Source organism: Adhaeribacter radiodurans (assembly GCF_014075995.1).
In the GTDB taxonomy this organism is placed as follows: Bacteria; Bacteroidota; Bacteroidia; order Cytophagales; family Hymenobacteraceae; genus Adhaeribacter; species Adhaeribacter radiodurans.
This window is the reverse complement of record NZ_CP055153.1, coordinates 4,602,520-4,622,053: the sequence shown is the minus strand read 5'-3', so window position 1 is coordinate 4,622,053 and position 19,534 is coordinate 4,602,520. Positions and strand designations below refer to the sequence as shown.

16 protein-coding genes are annotated in these 19,534 nt (G+C 42.6%); 4 read left to right on the top strand and 12 right to left on the bottom strand.

Annotation, left to right across the window (positions count from 1 at the left end; translation table 11 throughout):
• Positions 1 to 120 precede the first annotated feature (120 nt).
• From HUW48_RS18435 to HUW48_RS18425, 3 genes are all read right to left on the bottom strand, one after another.
• Positions 121 to 2,172, bottom strand: coding sequence for a CHAT domain-containing protein (locus HUW48_RS18435; RefSeq protein ID WP_182412337.1), 2,052 nt, complete (start codon positions 2,170 to 2,172; stop codon positions 121 to 123).
• 108 nt (positions 2,173 to 2,280) lie between these two features.
• Positions 2,281 to 3,792 (bottom strand): metallophosphoesterase, encoded by a 1,512-nt coding sequence (locus tag HUW48_RS18430; protein ID WP_182412336.1) that lies wholly within the window; start codon positions 3,790 to 3,792, stop codon positions 2,281 to 2,283.
• A 393-nt stretch (positions 3,793 to 4,185) separates the two neighbouring features.
• Positions 4,186 to 5,376: a S8 family peptidase gene (locus tag HUW48_RS18425; protein ID WP_182412335.1), complete on the bottom strand. Its 1,191-nt coding sequence runs from the start codon at positions 5,374 to 5,376 to the stop codon at positions 4,186 to 4,188.
• A gap of 322 nt (positions 5,377 to 5,698) precedes the next feature.
• On the opposite strand from HUW48_RS18425, the gene HUW48_RS18420 reads away from it, so the two are divergent.
• On the top strand, positions 5,699 to 6,817 hold the full coding sequence (locus HUW48_RS18420; RefSeq protein ID WP_182412334.1) for a Gfo/Idh/MocA family protein: 1,119 nt from the start codon (positions 5,699 to 5,701) through the stop codon (positions 6,815 to 6,817).
• A gap of 616 nt (positions 6,818 to 7,433) precedes the next feature.
• Positions 7,434 to 7,883, top strand: a complete 450-nt coding sequence (locus HUW48_RS18415; RefSeq protein WP_182412333.1) for an SRPBCC family protein — start codon at positions 7,434 to 7,436, stop codon at positions 7,881 to 7,883.
• 285 nt (positions 7,884 to 8,168) lie between these two features.
• On the opposite strand, the gene ppsA is transcribed toward HUW48_RS18415, so the two are convergent.
• From ppsA to HUW48_RS18370, 9 genes are all read right to left on the bottom strand, one after another.
• On the bottom strand, positions 8,169 to 10,793 hold the full coding sequence (gene ppsA / locus HUW48_RS18410) for a phosphoenolpyruvate synthase (protein ID WP_182412332.1): 2,625 nt from the start codon (positions 10,791 to 10,793) through the stop codon (positions 8,169 to 8,171).
• Complete coding sequence (locus HUW48_RS18405) at positions 10,783 to 11,256, bottom strand: MarR family winged helix-turn-helix transcriptional regulator (protein WP_182412331.1); 474 nt, start codon at positions 11,254 to 11,256, stop codon at positions 10,783 to 10,785. Before HUW48_RS18405 ends, ppsA begins: the two co-directional genes overlap by 11 nt.
• 506 nt (positions 11,257 to 11,762) lie before the next feature.
• A complete protein-coding gene (locus HUW48_RS18400) occupies positions 11,763 to 12,107 on the bottom strand; it encodes a nuclear transport factor 2 family protein (protein ID WP_246343544.1) in 345 nt (114 codons plus the stop codon).
• A 261-nt stretch (positions 12,108 to 12,368) separates the two neighbouring features.
• A complete protein-coding gene (locus HUW48_RS18395) occupies positions 12,369 to 12,521 on the bottom strand; it encodes a hypothetical protein (protein ID WP_182412330.1) in 153 nt (50 codons plus the stop codon).
• Between the two features lie 107 nt (positions 12,522 to 12,628).
• Positions 12,629 to 13,375, bottom strand: a complete 747-nt coding sequence (locus HUW48_RS18390; RefSeq protein WP_246343543.1) for a class I SAM-dependent methyltransferase — start codon at positions 13,373 to 13,375, stop codon at positions 12,629 to 12,631.
• Between the two features lie 41 nt (positions 13,376 to 13,416).
• Positions 13,417 to 14,391 carry an aldo/keto reductase gene (locus tag HUW48_RS18385; protein WP_182412329.1) on the bottom strand — a complete coding sequence of 325 codons (975 nt, stop codon included), beginning with the start codon at positions 14,389 to 14,391 and terminating at the stop codon, positions 13,417 to 13,419.
• Between the two features lie 79 nt (positions 14,392 to 14,470).
• Positions 14,471 to 15,040: a Crp/Fnr family transcriptional regulator gene (locus tag HUW48_RS18380; RefSeq protein ID WP_182412328.1), complete on the bottom strand. Its 570-nt coding sequence runs from the start codon at positions 15,038 to 15,040 to the stop codon at positions 14,471 to 14,473.
• A gap of 193 nt (positions 15,041 to 15,233) precedes the next feature.
• On the bottom strand, positions 15,234 to 15,782 hold the full coding sequence (locus HUW48_RS18375; RefSeq protein WP_182412327.1) for an NADAR family protein: 549 nt from the start codon (positions 15,780 to 15,782) through the stop codon (positions 15,234 to 15,236).
• 206 nt (positions 15,783 to 15,988) lie between these two features.
• A complete protein-coding gene (locus HUW48_RS18370; RefSeq protein ID WP_182412326.1) occupies positions 15,989 to 17,158 on the bottom strand; it encodes a hypothetical protein in 1,170 nt (389 codons plus the stop codon).
• Here HUW48_RS18370 and HUW48_RS18365 point away from each other — a divergent pair.
• Both HUW48_RS18365 and pta read left to right on the top strand, forming a co-directional pair.
• Positions 17,150 to 17,380, top strand: coding sequence for a hypothetical protein (locus HUW48_RS18365; protein WP_182412325.1), 231 nt, complete (start codon positions 17,150 to 17,152; stop codon positions 17,378 to 17,380). The two genes, HUW48_RS18370 and HUW48_RS18365, sit on opposite strands and share 9 nt — an antisense overlap.
• Before the next feature lie 49 nt (positions 17,381 to 17,429).
• The gene (pta, locus tag HUW48_RS18360; protein ID WP_182412324.1) at positions 17,430 to 19,520 is read left to right on the top strand and encodes a phosphate acetyltransferase; all 2,091 of its coding nucleotides are present in this window, start codon (positions 17,430 to 17,432) and stop codon (positions 19,518 to 19,520) included.
• Positions 19,521 to 19,534 lie beyond the last annotated feature (14 nt).

The following is a 19,534-nucleotide window of genomic DNA, read 5'->3' as shown; positions in this document are numbered from 1 at the left end:
ATAGAATTATACTATCTACTTTTTACGGGTATAGTAAATGTAACTTTTTATTTATAAAACTGCTAAAGGATTATTTGAAAATTTATATGTTAAGACTTAATAATTAGTTGTTTAGCTTTTTTACTTCCAGGCATCCTCAACATCTTCCGGAAACTTATTAAAAATTTCATCGGCCAGTAGAGGCAGGTTACCCAAATCAGCTAATTCTTTAAACCATTCTACATAGCGCAGCATTTGCCGGCGGGTAGAATAAACGGCAAAAGAATCGCGGCCCGCCAGATCCAGAAAATCATAAGTATATTTTATAGCTTGATTCCAGGCATCTTCGGGAGCAGGTTGCACGAGGGAAGAAAGTAAATATAATTCAATTAAGTTGCTGTGCGCCCAAGTGGCCCGGGCACGATCCGGGTTACGTAAATCATATTCCGATAACAGGATAGCCATGGTATGCAGATTTGCTAATTTTTTTTCGGTTTCGGCTTCGTTGTCATCCGGGAAGGCAACTTTGTGCTGGTGGTTAGGGTCGAAATGCAGCTTGTGAAAGAGCAAGGTAAGCGATAGATATTGCACTAAAGCCCAGCTTTGAGAGCGATCAAGCATAAAAGTTTTCCAATAATAATCCTGGGCTTTTTGCAGCAAGTCGAGCGATTCTTTTTTGTTTTGCTGACGGGTTTTATCATCTATGAATGAACTGCGGGAGATGGAAAATAGAATTTCGGCTTGCCGTTTCTCAGTACTCGCCATTAACCCGTAAATTTCTAATTTTTTATCGGGGAGGCGGGTTAACAAACGTTCGAGTTTTTTCTTGGCTTCTTTTATTTTTTCCCAGGCATTGGTTAATAAATTTTTTACATCCTCTTCGTTGCTTTGGTTCGCAGCCGAACTGGGATCGGCCGCCGTGCGTCGGGCCATAATGCGAGCAAAGACCCGCCGGGTAGCTTCGTCGGCGTGATTCATGGCGGCATTAATACTGCGTAAAGCCTGGGCAATTTGCACTTCTGCCAATTGTTGCTCAAAGTTGGGCGGCAGCGATACGTAAGCAGTAAGACTGGCCCAATCGTGTTTATCCTGAAATTGAGCGTAAAGTCGCCGTCGTAAATCGTAGAGCAGCCTCCGCGGGTCCGTACCCCAGAGTAATCCTTCGTACAAACAATCGGTTAAACAAACGGAACCGGCAAAAGTAAGCGGAAACTGACCTGCCACCACCATGGGAATGCCCGATTCGTGCAAGGCATGGGCAATACTGGCTCCCGCTCCCGCTACCGAACCTACATTGCCGCTATCGCAACTGGCAAGCGTTACTACCACCGGCTTGGCTAATCCGCCACTATCGGGCCGTTGAGAAGGGCGTAAAGCGGTGGCCAAACGTGCGCCACTAATGTACTCGGTTTTGTAAGGATCATGGGCATTGTGTAAAGCCAGAAAAAAACGGGTATCGTAGTTTTCGCGGCGTTCTACCCCGTGCGCCAGAATATGAATGTGCGTAAAAGTATTGGTAGCGCATTGTTTTTCTATTTCTTCAACGGAGGCACCCGGCAGGAAAACCAGATGCTCATCAATGCGCTGCCGTTGCGTTTCTTTGTCGTCGGTATCAAAATATTTAACCCAGGGCGTAATTAATCGGCGCAAAGTTAACAAATGCGATTCTACGGGTATTTCTCCCACCTCCGGCGGAGAAGCGGCAATAAAAAGAATGCGGGGTTTTAAAGGCCGTTGCAATTGTTCGCCGGGAACCCGGCGGATTTCGCGGGTTAAGCAAATGGGCATTTGGGGCTGTAATAACAAATGCTGACCAGAGCCGGGCAAACCATTCGGCGACAAAGCCAACTCAAAAGGCAATAAGGCCAGTTCCGAAGCCGAAATAATCAGCCGCAAGTGCGTTAAATTATCATCCGAATCATCGTCTTTACCCGATTCAGCGGTTAAACCGGGAATGTTGCCCAAAATCTCGCCCAGAACCCGGGCGGTATCATTTAATTGAAAAATTCTGGATTCTTCGCCTAATTTATAACCGAGCGCGCTTAATCGGTGCAGGAACTGGTTGTGCTCAAACGGCACGGTAATGGTAACCGCCCCGTGGTTCTCGCACAAAGCCAGATAAGGCGTTAGCGGCGAAAGCAACTGGTTATGGGCCGGACCGTGGCGTAATAGTTCAAGCGTGATGGTGCGCATGGTTTTTAGATTATTTACTTCAACAAATAAGCTTAGAATGGAGTGTTGGTACTTTTGTAAACTAAAAATTAGCAATTATGAATTAGAAATAAAGAAAATTTTATCTCTCTAACTCGATTTACTTTCAGGAATATTACTAAATACCAACTCTCCGGAAGTGTTCAGTTCAACGTGCTGCAATTGGCCTTTAGTTGTTTGCCCTTCTGAAGTAATAACTACTACCGTTAAACGTTGGTTTACGTAGGGTTTCAGAGCCTCCATGGTTCCTGCTTTTAAGGAGTTAAATACCTGCTCAAAAGCAGTTTGGTTTTGCAATACTTCTTTTTTAAGTTGTATTAACTGTACCCAGGTACCACTATTATAGTACCAGCCTTTCTTCTTCTGCCGGGGTAAAGCTCGTTCCAGGTGCGTATGGCCAGCAATAATAAAATCAAAGTTGTCGCCCATTTGCTCGTCTAAGCGGTGGAAGGTTTCATCCTCTGATTTTAAGTCGAAAGTACGATCTTCCTGAAGCTTTTCGAGTGCTTCCCGCAACACCTCACTTCTGTTTTCGCCTCTAATTAATTTTATAATGGCCGAAGAAAAACCCAAAATTTGGTTTCGCAAATCCTGCTCGATTAAGGCTACCGGGTGTACGTTGTTTCGTAGCCTTTCCTCCGTCAGGTTCATTAGCTCGGCTGCGTATTGTTGGTGATCTATTGCATTATTGGTTTTTCCGGTAAGATAGTAGGCATCAGAAGGGTAAATTGCTAGCTGGTCTGTATCCAGTAGGGTAAGTTCTTTTGCTGCTTCTTTTGCTGCCGGGCCTAAAAAACCAGTGGCTATTTTTATTTTATCCCACAAAAGCCGGCGGGCGGTGGCTGCAATAGCACTTAGCTTATCTTGTTGTTCCGGATCCAGGGCCAGAAGAGTAGGAAGTACTGCCTGCGCTTCGGGTTTAAGTAAATCAATAAAAGGAAATTTACTTTTAAGGTTATTCATAATTTGAATTACCAGTTGAGTGCCGGCATTCGGAATCCAGCTTTCTACCGGTCGCCCTTGGGTAATATCCCGACCAATCCGCCGGATAGTTTCGTAATCGGCTACATTCCATTCGTCTACTTCGTTGCCATGTACGCAAAGTACCTGGGCCTTGCCTACGCGGCAAATATAACCCGCTCCTTCAAAAGATAAAGTAATTCTTCCTTGGGCCGCTTCGTTACCCTGAGATAAAATTTGAAGAAAATGCGCCCGCACCCAAGGCAGCGCCAATTCCAAATCATGATTGCCTAAATTAATTATTAAATAGCGATTGGGAGTAGCCACCAAACTTTGTAAGGCATCCCAAATCATTACAAAAGAGGAATCATTCCTAATCCGATCTAATTTATCTAGGGCTCCCTGCGGATCGAAAGTAGAAGCCGGTTTTTCCGCCAGAAAGTCCACTACATCACCGTTTATCAGCAAAGCAATTTTCTTTTCCGGATCTTTTTCCCGCAAAAACAAAATAAATTTTGCTAATTCCTTACCCGCATTAAAAATCTGAAAGCCAGTAGTACCTCCCAAATGCAAATCCGAGATAACGTACAATTCATCGTACTGGGGTAAGTAATCAGACGGAATAGAAATGAAATTTTTCATTTAGGTACATACATCCGGCAAATAAATGCCGAAGGCAATTGAGAAATTTTAGAGTATGTAAAACGAAGAAATAAATAAGTACTTTAACGAAATTAGTTAAGAGTATAAGTGGCTAAAATTAGCTTAAAGTAGAGGAAGGTGATTTTCGCGTCCTTCAGAGGAAACTATTCTGCTATGTAGCCAAATGGTTTTCTCCTGAGTGACAGAATTGTTTAATTTATTTCTGTCCTCGAAATTAATTTATAAAAAAGACTACTTAAGTCTTAATTAATCTAGCAACAAGCAACTAATAACGAACAACTATTTTATACAATTAACCTGGGTTTCCCTTCTTAAATAAAAACTGTTGCATTCCCCTTCTCTTGCCATATAGAGAAGGGGAAAAAATAAAACTTACAATTGCGGAGCCCGCACTAAACCGGCACCAATATCAAAAGGATCGAAGCCGGCCTTTAAACCGGTGCTGTTGCCGGAGCTAATTAAACGGGCAGTTAACTGGGCCGGACTAAAAACGCCGGTACTTTTAATTTTTTCGGCCCAGAGGGCAGCTACTCCCGCTACGTGCGGAGTGGCCATACTGGTGCCGCTCATTAAAGCAAAACCACCGCCCATTTTGGCTGAAAGCACGGCTACTCCCGGTCCGGAAACGGTGGCTCCGGTATTCGAAAACGGCGCCACGGTAAACCCTTCGGGGTCTTCGCCGAGCGCTGCCACGGATATAATACCTTCTGCCACCGCCGGAGGACTGACCGCAATTTCAAAATCCGGATTGGTATCTCTTTGGGTTTCGTTACCTGCTGCGGCTACTACAATGGTTGGTTGAATAAAATTAGCTTTTGCGTTAATAAGGGCTACTAAGCGTTCGAATAACTGCACATTGGTCCGGTAAGCTTCCAGGGCCCGGGAAGTAGCCAGTTCCGTCGGGAAGCCATTATCTTGTAAGCGCTTTACTAAACCCGGAAAGTCCATCCCTAAGAACATGGATATAATATTTGCGCCATTATCTACTGCCCATTGTATGCCGCTTACAATTTGTTCGCTGGAGCCGCCCTGTGAACCTAAAACTTTGCCAATTAAAGCTTTTTCTATGCCGGGAGCCACGCCAATGCGGGTGTTTTCGGTGGTTCTGCCAAAAATAGTTCCGGCGCAATGCGTACCATGTCCGTGCTGGTCGCCGCTGCCTTCACCGGTAAAATCGTTTTGAATAATGCTCACGCCGGCAAAAGCCGGGTGCGAGGCATCAATGCCCGTATCGAGTACGGCTACTACAATACCACTACCAGTAAAAGGAGAAGTATCGGCACCTACCGCTCGTACGCCCCAGGCAATTTCTTGGCCAGTTGGGTCCGTTACATCTTCCACGGCAACGGGTTTAATTAATTTCATGGGTATAGCAGGAGCAATGGCCACTACATCGGCATGGCGGGAGAGAGTAGAAATTTGATTACGCTCAATTTCTTCAATTTCTACGGTAACTCCGGCCGCCAGCGATTCGGCTTCGCGGGCATTTACAAGGCCTCCTCCTAAAAAAAGGTCACGGGTGGCTGGCCGGGCCAAACGTAGAATAATATGTTTTTCTTTCATAGGTTTTAGTTTTGTCTTTTGAAAGATAGAGGCTATTCTGCTGCTACACAATACTGATTTTTCAGTATATTTTAATTTACCGAGGACTAGCCTAAAACTTCAGATTGTAGGGTGCTACTTCTTTTATCAGACTACATAAAAAATATCTATTTTTAAGGTTAAAGTTGATTAAAGTAGGTAAAAAGTAAATTTCTCTAAAAGCAATTAAAGACGAATGATTAATAGGTTCTTCCTCTTAATTTAAGCTTGTTTTAGGAATACTTTCTCTATATTTAAACCTAATTTTAAGATTGCTTTAAACGAAATTATAAAATCATCTGTCATGAATACTCGTCGCGACTTTTTACAAAAGCTTACGCTTTCTGCCGCCGTTATACCTTTTTTGCCTGGTTATAGTCCAAGCAGTTTAACCGACTTTTCCAATCACCCGTATCAGGGCCGGGTGCTGCGGGTAGCCATTCTGGGTTTGGGCAGCTACGGCACCCGGGTAGCCGATGCCATGCAATCTTGCAAAAGAGCTAAACTGGTAGGGGCCATTAGCGGCACGCCTGCTAAACTGAAAGAATGGCAAAGCAAGTACAACATACCCGAAAAAAATTGCTACAACTACGATAATTTCGACCAGATAAAGAATAACAAGGATATTGATGTGGTGTACGTAATTACCCCCAATGCCTTGCACAAGGAACATGTAATTCGGGTGGCGAAAGCGGGCAAACACGCTATTTGCGAAAAACCCTTATCCGTTAATGCCAAAGACGGCCAAGCCATGGTAGATGCCTGCAAGGCGGCTAACGTAAAATTATTGGTAGGTTACCGCATGCACTTTGAGCCAAAAACCCTGGAAGTTATCCGGATGCGGAAAGACGGGGAATTTGGGAAAGTATTGTTTTTTCAGGGATTATCGGGCTTTACTATTGGCGACCCTACCCAATGGCGCTTAAACAAGCAACTGGCTGGCGGCGGTGCCATGATGGATATTGGTATTTACTCTATTAACGGTGCCCGGTACATGATTGGGGAAGAACCTGTTTGGGTAACCGCACAAGAAACCAAAACCAATCCGGAGAAATTTAAAGAAGGCGTAGACGAAACTATTCAGTTCCAGTTAGGCTTTCCGAGCGGGGCAGTCGCCTCTTGCTTGTCGACCTACACCATGAATAACTTAGACAAGTTTTTCCTGAACGGCGAAAAGGGATTTGCCGAAATGCAGCCTTCTACGGGTTACGGACCAATTAAAGGCCGGACGCATAAAGGGGAACTAACGCAACCGCACATGACCCACCAAACCATTCAGATGGACGAAATGGCGGCTATTATTTTTGATAACAAAAAGCCGGTTGTACCCGTGGATGGGGAAGAAGGCGTGCGGGATTTAAAAATAATTGATGCTATATTTTTAGCCGCAAAAACCGGTAAAAAAGTAAGTTTAACGGTGTAAAAGTTTAATTATACGTACTTCCGGAAGTAACTAGTCCGATAAAAATTTACTAAATTTTAAGTCGCTAAGTAAAGAGACAAAGGTATTAAGATATTAGATGTTTGACTTTTGAGTGCATAAGTAGAATTTTAATAATTTTTTACTTTGATCTCAACAGCAAGTATATAAAACTAATTTGTCTGGTACTTAATAGAAAAAGTAGGCTAAGGGAAGATTAAGATAAGAGCAAGATAAAAGAGAGTTAACGGTTAAATAAAAAACGTTAGCTCTCTTTTTCTATTAGGGTGGTTTAACATTTTAGTAAGATACAGGGCCTTATTATAAACTGTGATTTGGCTGTATTTTGTTTAAATCTGCTCTTCTTGATGAGGGTTTCTATAACTCCAATAAATCAAATTTACTCTATAACTTACCAGTATATTTCATTCTCTTACCTGGAAGGCTGCCTGTCGTAAAATTACCTTAATTTGTCGCGATCTACCCCGTTCCATTAGTGTTTTTACTATCATCTTTGTAATAGTTGATAGGTACAAAAAGCAGACGTGGAGCAGCTACCACCCAAAAAACTGGCGCCCCGAAAAGCCAAACGAATAGGAGCTACTTAACAATAATTTATATGGCAGATAATCAAGTTTCCTTGCACAGAGTAATTAAGGCTTCGCCGGAAAAAGTATACCGGGCCTTCACCGAAGCCCTGGCGATTGCAGCCTGGTTACCACCTTACGGTTTTCTTTGTACAGTTCAGGACATGAACGTGCAGGTAGGTGGCACTTTTAAAATGTCGTTTCACAATTTTACTACCGGCAACGGCCATTCCTTTGGCGGAGAATATGTAGAAGTAAAGCCCAATGAATTTTTACAGTACACTGACAGGTTTGACGACCCCAACCTGCCAGGTGTTATGACTACGTCTGTGTGGTTCCAGAAAACATCGGTAGGCACGGAGTTGAAAGTGCTGCAGGAAGGCATACCGGCAGTAATACCAGTTGAAATGTGTTACCTGGGCTGGCAGGAATCGCTGGAAAAGCTAGTTAAGCTGGTAGAGCCTGAAATACCAGATGCCTGATTTACCCTGATTTATTAGATATAACAACGTAAGTTCGGGATAAGCACATTTCTACACGCAAGAAAGATAAAGTTCTATTTCTTCTGGTTCTTGCTTTCTATTTAAGCCCTCCTGTAAGAGTCTAACCAGTAGGTAACCTATAAATTAGATTCTTCTAGAATGACCGAATAAAGTGGATGAGCTTTCTTTTTTATTCTATACTTATCTTTAACTCGTACTTACGTTAAAACAGCAAAGCCGCTGAATTTGCAGTGGCTTTGCTGTTTTAACCAGAAGCAGTGCTATTTATAAGACTTCAATATACCCATCTGTGCCGTGTACGCGAATCTGTTGCCCGTCGCGTATTAATTTGGTCGCATTTTCTACTCCCACCACGGCTGGTAAACCATATTCACGGGCAATAACGGCACCGTGAGTCATTAGTCCGCCAACTTCAGTTACTAAACCTTTAATGGATACAAATAAGGGAGTCCAGCTAGGGTCCGTAAAGGCGGTAACTAATATATCTCCTTCTTCCAGATTAGCCTCTTCCATGTTTAAGATTACCCGCGCCCGCCCTTCTGTTACTCCCGCAGAAACAGCCAGGCCTACTATCGCTTTATTGGGCAGATTTTCCCGTTTATACGTACCTGTAATGACTTCCCCCTCGGAGGTGATTACCCGGGGTGGCGTTAGTCTTTCATACCATTGGTAGTACCCTTTTCGTTGGCAGATGATTGGGTAATCTAGTTTATGGGTGCGGACAACCTCGCGCAGCTCTTCAAACGTGAGGTAGTAGATATCTTCTTTTTCGTGAATAGCAAGAGCTTGCACGAGTCGCTCCGCTTCCTTCAATAGGGCTTGCTTATAAATAAAGTAACGATTCATCATGCCGTACTTGGGGTATTCCCGGTAACCAATGAAGTTTCGGAGCAAACTGATCTGGTGTTTAGTTTCTTGGGCTTTTTGTTCACCATCCGGCAATTGCTTTAATCGTTCCAGCAAGTCTTGTTCCTTCTTCAAAGCTTCCTGTTGCCCTTGCGCAAATTTCCGCTTGCCGGCACCAGGCTCAAAGTTTTTAATATTACTAAGAATAAGAGGAATAAGAATGGTTGGTTTTTCGCGCCAACGCGTTCTGGTAATATCAATTTCCCCGACGCAGCGCATCCCGTACAAGTCTAAGTAAGCACAGATAGCCTCTCGGGCTTGCTGCCCGCCATTCAATTGAATTAAATCGTCCGGAAAGTTCTCCTCTTGTACGTGCTGCAAATACGCCATTACTTCGGGGTACGGACGAATTGCATCAGCGACATCCAGTAGCGCCAATCCCATTTCTGACGTAATATTGTTTGGTGCCGACTGAGAAAGCGTATCTGCTGCATTTTTCTCCCCTAACCACTCCCTCATTTTTTCATTAATCCACGATAGAGCATTCATGCCCGTCATAATCGCCCCAAAACTTTGCGTATCAGATAAACTTTGCCTTAGCTTTAGCCGGTCTTCCAGGATAAAATCTATCAACTCCACCCCTGACTTTGCCTGGATGTCCTGCTTTAAGGTTTTAATTAATGCCTGGCTGCTCTTAATTAAATCAGCAACAATCGTCGGATCGTTTTCGAGCTGCACTTGAAAGGCTGCCGGCACCATACCTTTATGGCTGGAACTGGGTTTCAACTCAGTCTTATCCTCTGGCAACGGTGGAATAAAATCTTCCCGCTCTAAGATGGTCGTCAGGGCGTCTTTGATTAGCGGATCGGATTTGCCCAGCACATTTATTAAAATCTCTCTTCCGGCAGCAGAAGCTAAATCCGGGGCAACATCAACAAACAACCGGCCACCCGCTTGATACATGGGCCGGGCAGCGGTTAGCTGCCACAACGACAAGCCTAATGGTTTCATAGGATCGGTCATCATTTGTTGATGGCCAACGGATACATACACGTGATTTTCAAAATCCTTCGCTTCCGGGATGGGGAATAAGGTGGTGATGGGCCTACTTTGGACAATATAAAAGGTATCCTCTACCAAACACCATTCAATGTCCTGGGGGTGGCCGAAATACTTTTCGATTTTTTTGCCGAGGCGCTCTAACTGTAAAATTTGTTCATCCGTCAGCGCTTGCCTGTTCTGGAGCTCCTGCTCCAGCTCCTGTTCTTGCGTTCCACCATATTTAACCGCATAAATGCCCCGCTTTTTAGCAGCTATTTTCTTATCGATTATCTTGCCGTTACGTACCTGGTAATTATCTGCATTTACCAGGCCGCTAACCAAAGCCTCGCCCAGACCAAAGCTGGCATCAATGGACACCACCTTCCGATTAGAAGTAATGGGATCGGCGGTAAACAAAATTCCGGCTGCCTTTGGAAATACCATTTTCTGAATTACCACCGCCAAATAAACTTTACGGTGATCGAAGTTATTTTGCAGGCGGTACATTATGGCCCGCTCCGTAAACAACGAGGCCCAACATTTACTAATATGCTTAAATATTGCCTCTTGGCCGATGATGTTCAAATAGGTATCCTGCTGCCCGGCAAAAGAGGCGGTTGGTAGATCCTCGGCGGTAGCGCTGGATCGTACGGCGTAAGAATTTTCTTTGCCAAGTCTGGTGAGGAACAACGTGATTTCTGCCCGAATGTCCGGCGGAATGGTTATTTCTTCTATAATTCTGCGGATTTCAGCACTTAACTCGCCAATTTTATTTCGGTCTTCTACTTTAAGAATTGCTAAAGATTCCAGTAGATTTTGAACCAACGGTGTTTCTGCTATAATTCTTTTAAAAGCCGCCGTAGAAATACAAAAGCCATCCGGAACCTGAATGCCATGTATCCGGGAAAGTTCGCCCAGGTGGGCACCTTTACCCCCGGCCAATGCCAGCTTTGTTTTATCAATTTCCTGAAAACCCAGAATGGAAGACCTACTATTTTTCATTTTGCGCTTCTTTATTATTCAGATGATGCGTTGATTCCTGCATGATTTCAATTGCTTTTGAAAAGTAGGATTCAATAATTTTAATTTCCTCGTTTGAAAAAGAAGCCGTAAGATTTTCTGACTTGCTCCGGTACTCTTTATATAGCGGTTCCAGTAGGGCCATTATATTGTTGGTGTTTGGTTGAATAATAACTTTGCGTCTGTCGTCTTCGGCGAAGCATCTTTTTACCAGGTTTTTCTTTTCAAATCGGTCAATTAAACCCGTAACAGCACCAGTAGTCAGGCCGCTTAAATTAGAAAGTTCGCCGGCCGTCATTTGCCCTTTTTCAATTAAGAAGCCTAAGTATTTATGGTCAGTTCCGGAAAGTCCGGCCTGGCGGGCAACGGTTTCGTGCATCTGGATAGAAGTGTAAGCATACAGTTGGCTTAGCTTTCTTATTCGTGTGATTAAGGCGTTATCCATAAATTATCTTATCAACTAAATATCTTAGTTACTAAGATAAGTTGAAAATAAATATAGACAAATAATTTTGTTGAGTTTTTAAGCCTTATGGATTTCCAAAGTGGAGTTGTATTAAGTAAAAAGGCACCAGTAACCTGTTAGTATACTTTTGTGATAAATGAATGATTATCAGTAATGTTTACCAATAATTTCGGCAGCATGAAGAGTAATTAATTATGTTTAATTACTAAATAAAAAACCCGCTCTAAAAGCGGGTTTGAATTCAATAATCCGGATGGAAATGGATGCCATAATTAGTAGTTTAATTAGCTGGTACTAACATTGAATTAATAATGAGGCTAAAAGGATTAGGTTTTAGTAAATTTTTTCCTTTAGCCCTATAATAGTGGAGAAGAAACCAGGCCATTTCCCCATAGCGGGCAGGCGAAGGCTTCCATATTCCATAGCTGATTAGTAATTGTTTTAAGAGCTAATTACTTCTTACAAGTAGAAATTTTAACTTTTGACTAGGCTTTAATGACGAATGCTTTTAATTCGGCCATTTTATCTTCGCGAAACCGCCATATATCGCAGTATAAATGGCGGGCTGCTTCTCCGTTTTCATCCTTAAGGGTAATTTCCCCAATTGCAGTAACAAAATCACCGTCGCCAATTAAGTTTTCGACTATAAATTGGGGAGGTTCTGTGTAAGCCTCTAACATCCACTCTCGGACGGCTTCTTTCCCCTCTAAAGTTCTGTCGCCTACAAATACCCATTTAGTGTCTTCGGTGCAATGAGACAGAAATCCCTCATTGTCGCCGGTGCGAATAGCCGCGTTTGCCTTTTCTAAAATTGCTTTATTATTCTCCATAATGTAAATTTTCTTTTGTTTGATGTTCCAGCTTATTACAAATGAATTTTTAGTAAAATTTGCTGCTAACGGTTAACGAGTTTGCGTAACAGCGGAAATAAAAGCACCATAGTTTAGGTTATCGCTACCGTAGCCAATACTTTTTGTCAATTACTAAATTACAAAAAAGCCCCGCAAAAAGTATTGGAACTATAGAAGCACCAAAGTTGAATTTTAGTTCTTCGCCTTTGTTGTTGTAATAACTACCACGAACAACACCATTCACCACGAAACCGATTTGTCGGGAAATTTTACCTGCTTCCGAAAATACTCGTCCTTAAGAAGTTCTATTTCTTTTACTTTGTTTGTAATCAGGTCAACTTGCTGTTTATTCAGGTTGCCAAACTGCAAAATACATTCAATTAATTGTTTCATTGGCGCAAAGGTAGGCAATGGCCTTAGTTATAATTTACCATTTGATAAAAAGTACCGGACTGTGTGTTCGTTGTTAACATTTAGTAAATTTTGTTAGCCCTTGCTTTTTATTTTGCTTGCTTTTTGCAGGTTATAATCCAGAATTTTTGTGAACGTTTGTTTTCCATATTCTTGGCAGGCTCATCTATCTCTTTAAATTCAACTATTCCATATTTGCCAAATTCCTCTTCTACAGAGTCTGAATCATAGAAAAATAGTTGAACGCCGTGCTTCGTTTCAAATCTGTCCTTACTTAATTTTTCTCCATTCCCATAAGCAGCATCATTTTTTGAAATTGCCACAAAAACCATGTACCCATTGGGCTTTAGTTGATGGTAACAATCATTAATCAACTTAATCCGCTCTTTTTCATTTAACAGGTGGATTAAAGCGTAACAAAAAATTCCATCGTATAACTCCTGGTCAAACGGCATAGCACTAACCGAACCGAGATGTATTCTTACATCATTTCCGTAGTGCTTTCGGGCCAGGTCAATGGCGGTTTCTGAAATCTCTATCCCAGTTACCTTAAATCCAGCATCAGTGAAGATTTTTGCATTTCTACCGTAGCCAAACCCAGGTATTAAAATTTTGTTAAGCCCATTTTCTTTAAATAAGTTTAGGGTTACAATTGCGGAATCTGCCGGTTCAAATCCCCACATAGTCTTTTTATCTCTAAAGCTTAACTCCCAGAATTCTGTCATAAAATTTCCTGTAGATTCAAAATACGAAAATATTTCCCTTTGCTTGTTGTTAACTTTAATAGTATTACCAACAATGCGGCATTGGAAAGTATTAATCTCAATTAACCGCAAAAGCAAAATAGTAATGTTTTTGCTAGTAGTTATGTTGTTATCTATTTTCGTTGGGTCGCTGCTTGTATCTGTGCAGGATAGCGTTCGCCAACGATTTTGATTGCCGCCAGTGCCGAATTTATTTTACCTAGCTCGTCCGTTGTCAATAAAATAGTTGTAGCGCCCATATTTTCTTGTAAGCGGTGCAACTTTGATGTACCCGGAATTGGAACAATGAAAGGCTTTTGAACCAATAGCCAGGCTAATGCAACTTGTGCCGGCGTAGCATTTTTGTCGGTCGCAATGGAAATTACTAAATCAACCAACGCCTGATTGGCTTCCCGGTTTTCTTTGTTAAAACGGGGCGAAAAACTTCTACCGTCTGTTTTATCAAACTCGGTGCTAGCATTAATTGTTCCTGTCAAAAATCCTTTGCCTAACGGGCTAAAAGGAACAAAACCAATTCCTAATTCTTCTAATGTAGGTAGGATGTCTGTTTCGGGTTCCCGATAAAACATGGAATACTCACTTTGCAAAGCCGTTACCGGCAAAACAGCGTGCGCCTTGCGAATGGCCTCGGCAGTTGCTTCCGATAAACCGAAATGTTTTACTTTACCCTGTTGAATTAAATCTTTTACCGTTCCTGCCACGTCTTCAATCGGCACATTAGGATCAAAGCGATGTTGGTAAAACAAACTAATCACGTCAGTTCTTAATCGCTTCAAAGAAGCTTCGGCTACTGCTTTTATGTTTTCGGGGCGACTGTCTAATCCTAATAACATTTTACCTTCTTTGAAACCAAATTTGGTGGCGATTTCTACTTCATTACGAAATGGTGCAAGTGCTTCGCCAACCAATAATTCATTATCGGCATAGCCTTGGGCTGTGTCAAAAAACGTTATGCCTTGTTCAACCGCCGAACGCAACAATTTAATGTTTTCTTCTTTTGTAGGGGCGTTTGGAAAACTTAATCCCATAGCACCAAAACCCAATGCAGATACTTCTAATCCGCCGTTTCCTAATTTTATTTTTTCCATTTTATTGATTTTAAAATTTGACATTACAAAACTGGTTCAATAAAAAATGGAATCATTTGCCATTTGGCAAAAAGCGATTTTAGCCAATGTTTTTTCTTATTCGGCTCAAGGAAGATTGCGTAACTCCCAGGTAAGAAGCGATATATGATAAGGGTACACGATTTACCAACGTCGGAAATTTTTTAATAAAGTCAAGGTAACGTGTAGTTCCGTCTTGCGAAACTAACTCACTTCTTCTTGCCATTTTTTCGCTGTGGTATTTTGCAATTATTTTTTGAAGAATAGTGTCCCAGCCAATAATAGTGTCGGAAATTTCTTTCCAATCTTGCTTAGAAAAAACAATCAATTTACACGAAGTAATGGCTGACAGGTATTCAGAAGGCGTAAAAACTTCGTCAAGCGTGTTGCCCGATAAAATCAAATGGTTTTCGTCAATAAAATAACGGGTAATTTCTTCGCCTTTGTTGTTGTAATAAAAAACCCGAATAACCCCGTCGGTAAGAAAGCCAATTTGTTTAACTGTTTTTCCCGCTTCCCAATAATAGTCGTCTTTGCGAAGTTCTAACTCTGTTGCTTTGCTTTTTATCAGGTCAATTTGTTGCTGGTTCAAATTGCCAAATTGTAACACATACTCAATAAATTTTTCCATTCATCAAAGTTAGAAGTAGTTATCTGTCGGTTATTTGCCATTTGGCAAAAATTGTAGGGTGGTAGGCGGGACTCATCGGTTGATTGACTAACCGTTATGGTCGTCTATAATTGTCTGTAACGTACTTGTGTAAACGATGGCGAGGCCGTCGGCTGAAGCTAGCGTTTACACGTGGTTAGGGGGAAGTTGTTTTTTAGTTATTGTTTAGAATATCCCTTGTTTCCATCAGAGCGAATCCTAATAAATTAAGTCCTTCCCAATTTTCAGGATTTTCGGACTTTTTGTCGTCGGCTGCTAACCCAATCCCCCATATATTATCAACAGGACTTGCCTCTACCAGTATTCTATCTTTGGTATTTATTAAGAATTCTTGCAAGTCTTGGTGCTGTCCGAATTTTTGAAGGCTTCCATTGACCACAATTTTAAAGCGTTTTTCTTCCCAAACGGAATCGTCGAAGTTCTTGACCTTACGTCCAATGGCTTTGGCTTCACCAGGTGTCCTTGCCTTTACTATTTTCTCAAAAGCATCATTGTCACCAAACAGGTTTGCCTTCTGAGCCATCATCCAATGCTCTGCGGTTTTGTAGATTACATTATCAACCGAAAAAGGGGCAACCCACCACTGGCTAAAACAAGAAGCTGTAATTTCTTTTTTACTTGACTGGTGACCCCAGAAGTAGAGATATTTAAATCTTTTCCCTTCTTCCAAGGTTCTTTTAAGCCATTCAATACTATACTTCATTTTTCTTTCAATTACCCCTAACTAACAGATAAACGGAGTAACTCCGGTTATCGGCATTATATTTTACTTCCTTATTCCATATATCCATCCAAAATCAACCGAATCCGAAATGCACCTCCATTATTACCCATTTATTTCCATTAAGATACAGCCATAAAATACACCTAAAAGATATTGCAGAACGGACTTTAAATGAGGAACAGTTATTACTGCTTTATGCCGTATTTTCGCAAATCCGCATCAATGCGGCTGTTCCAGGTTTCCTGCATGGCAGCGTTGGTCCCATGACCGGTTTCGCCGTCGTACTTTTCCTGCATCTTGTTCATTTCCCGGAACGACTCGATAAATTTGTATTGCACGATGCTGTTGTAATCGTCCAGGGTTAAACTATCCGGTTGAATTTTGCGCTTAAAGCGTTCGGCTACTAGTTTTACAATATCAAAGTGCCGTTGTTCGTGGTTTAAGCTATAGGCATCGCGGGCCGCGTCTTTCACCCACGACGAACTCCGGATTACGTAAACTTTTACGGTTAAATTTAACTGAATTACTCCGTTTATTACTTCGCTGCCGCCCTGGTAGGCAAAACTCGGGAAAACCAAGGCGGCGTACTTACCCCCGCGGGGAGTAGCAGTAAAGTCATTCCACTTTAAAGGGCGGTTAGGCGTATAAAAAACCGTATCATCTTCGGCGTTGCGCACGTAATCCGTAAAATTTACCTGAATACCTGTAGCTAGTTTTTCATTCCGGCCGGCTTCCTGGTCCATCCAAATATTTATGTACCGAATTCCCGCAATTAAAGACTGGCGCAATGTTGGTTCTATTACCGTAAGCGAATTGGCCGGGCGGCTGTAGCGGGCACCACCCCGGTATTCTACTAAATGCACGGGTTTGCCTTCGCGTCGGTAATCATAGGCCAAAGCAATCGAAATATGGCCATCTACCCGCCCTTTGGTAGCACTCGGGGTTTCTACTACTTTACATTCTTTCAGGCGAATAATTAACGGACGTAGTTTATTATTTTGCGCCCAGCTACGCTGAATAAATTCGCGGATGCCGGCCAGACCGCCGCCTTGTAAATCTATGGGTTGGGGAGTAGTAGCCAAGGGTAGGCCAGGAGCGGCCGGAGCCGGAATTAAATAAGCAACGGCTTTACGGTCTTCGCGTTCGTCTTTTACTTCGGCAATGTAAAATTCTTTGGGCGTAAAAGGCAGAGGCATATTACGTAAAACAATAGGGGCCATTTTAACGGTGGGCTGCGTGGCCGCGCCGCAAACCAGAGTAAGGCATACTAATACCCAATATATAAATTTATACCGGATTACAGATGATTTATACTTTATAACCAAGTTAATTGTACTTTTAAATGGATGCGTCATTTCTTAGCAAATAGCCTGAAAGGTAGCTTATGGATGATACGTACTACGCAAAACTTTATTGCGGTGGTCAGGCCAGGTAAAACATTTGCCACCTGGTTTCGGTTCGTTCCTTTAAACCTGGATCGAGGCGGTGTACTATCCGAAAAAGTAAATTCTGAAATATTTCTTACCCGAAAGTCCAGGAAAACTAGTTTTGTGAAAACTAAAAAAGAATTTGCGTAGTATCTCGGCTTATCTTAAAATGTCTTCATTATTCTAAACAATCAGCTCTATGACAAAAACCATTTTTATTGCCTCGGCCGAACCATACAGTGGTAAATCGATGGTAGCATTAGGTTTGGTGAATATGCTGCTGGGCAAAGCTCAAAAAATAGGGTACTATAAACCTATTATTCAGTCGAACCCCGCGGAGAAGAAAGACGTGCACATCCAAACCATTGTTAATTATTTTAATCTGCCGGTGCAATATTCGGATACTTATGCTTTTACCGGGCAGGAGGTATTGCGCTTAATTGAGGCTGAAAACGAAGGCGAAATTATAGATACCATTATTAATAAGTTTAAACGGTTCGAAGAAAATTACGATTTCACGGTAGTAGAGGGAACGGACTTTGTAGGCGAAGGAACCGCTTTTGAGTTTGATGTAAACGTAATGGTAGCCAAAAACCTGGGCATCCCCATAATTCTCGTAGTTTCGGGCGAGCGCAAAACTACGGCTCAGGTAATTAATTCGGTGATAACTACTTTGCGCAATTTTGAAGCGCGGGAACTGCAGATTATAGCCGTAATTGCCAATAAAGTAAATCCGGACCAGGCCGATGATGTACGCGAACTGTTGCAGGGCCAACTACCCCCCGATTTAATTTTTACGGTAATTCCGGATGATAAAAGTTTGAAAAACCCGACCATGCGGGAAATCTACGAAAACCTGGGCGGTAAATTACTTTTCGGCGAAGAGCAACTCACCAACCGGGTAGATAATTTCGTGACCGGAGCCATGCAAGTGCCGAATTTTTTAAAGCACATAAAAGATAATGTATTGATAGTAACCCCCGGTGACCGCGGCGATATTATTATTTGTGCGTTGCAGGCCAATTTATCGGTTAATTATCCCCGTATTGCCGGTATTGTACTTACGGCCGGTTCTGAACCCGAGGAGCCAATTCTGCGCTTAATCGAAGGTTTGCAAACCGTAGTACCTATTATTGCGGTAAAAACCGGTACTTTCCAGACTACCACCGAAGTAGGAGCTATTAAATCGCAGATTACACCGGATAATACCAAAAAAATTGAGCTGGCCATTGATACTTTCGAGAAATACGTGGATGTGGCCACCCTCGATCAAAAAATTATCACCTTTACCCCCGAAGGCATTACGCCGCACATGTTTCAGTACCAATTGGTAAAATGGGCCAAAAGCCAGAAAAAACACATTGTGCTACCCGAAGGGAACGACGATCGCATACTTAGAGCTGCCACCCGGTTAATTAACCAGGAAATTGTAGATTTAACCATTCTGGGCAACGCAAGTGAAATTGCCGCTGCCGTAAAACGGATGGGCTTGCCGCTGGATATGAGCCGGGTGCGCATTATTAACCCCGCCGAATCGGAATACTACGAAGAATACGTGCAGACTTTATACGAACTCCGGAAAAGTAAAAACGTGGAGCTGGAAATGGCTTACGACCTGATGACGGACGTATCGTATTTTGGTACTATGATGGTGTACAAAGGCCACGCCGATGGCATGGTTTCGGGGGCAGTACATACCACTTTGCACACCATCCGGCCGGCTTTGCAATTTGTGAAAACCAAACCGGGTGTTTCCATTGTGTCGTCGGTATTTTTTATGTGTTTGCCCGATCGCGTATCGGTGTTCGGTGATTGCGCCGTAAACCCGAACCCTACGGCCGAACAATTAGCCGAAATTGCCATTTCTTCCGCCGAAAGCAGTCGGCGGTTCGGGATTGAGCCGCGCGTTGCCATGCTCTCGTATTCGTCGGGTACTTCCGGCGAGGGCGAAGAAGTAGAAAAAGTGCGCCGGGCCACCGAAATTGTAAAGCAAAAACGCCCTGATTTAAAAGTAGAAGGACCCATTCAGTACGATGCGGCGGTAGACCCCGTGGTAGGAAAACAAAAATTACCCAACTCCGAAGTGGCCGGCCAGGCCAGCGTACTTATTTTCCCGGATTTAAATACCGGTAATAATACCTACAAAGCTGTGCAACGCGAAACCGGCGCTTTAGCCATTGGTCCAATGCTGCAAGGCTTAAATAAACCCGTAAACGATTTAAGCCGTGGCTGCACCGTAGATGATATTTTTAATACCGTGGTAATTACAGCTATTCAAAGCCAGGGGTAGGGGAGTTGCAGGTT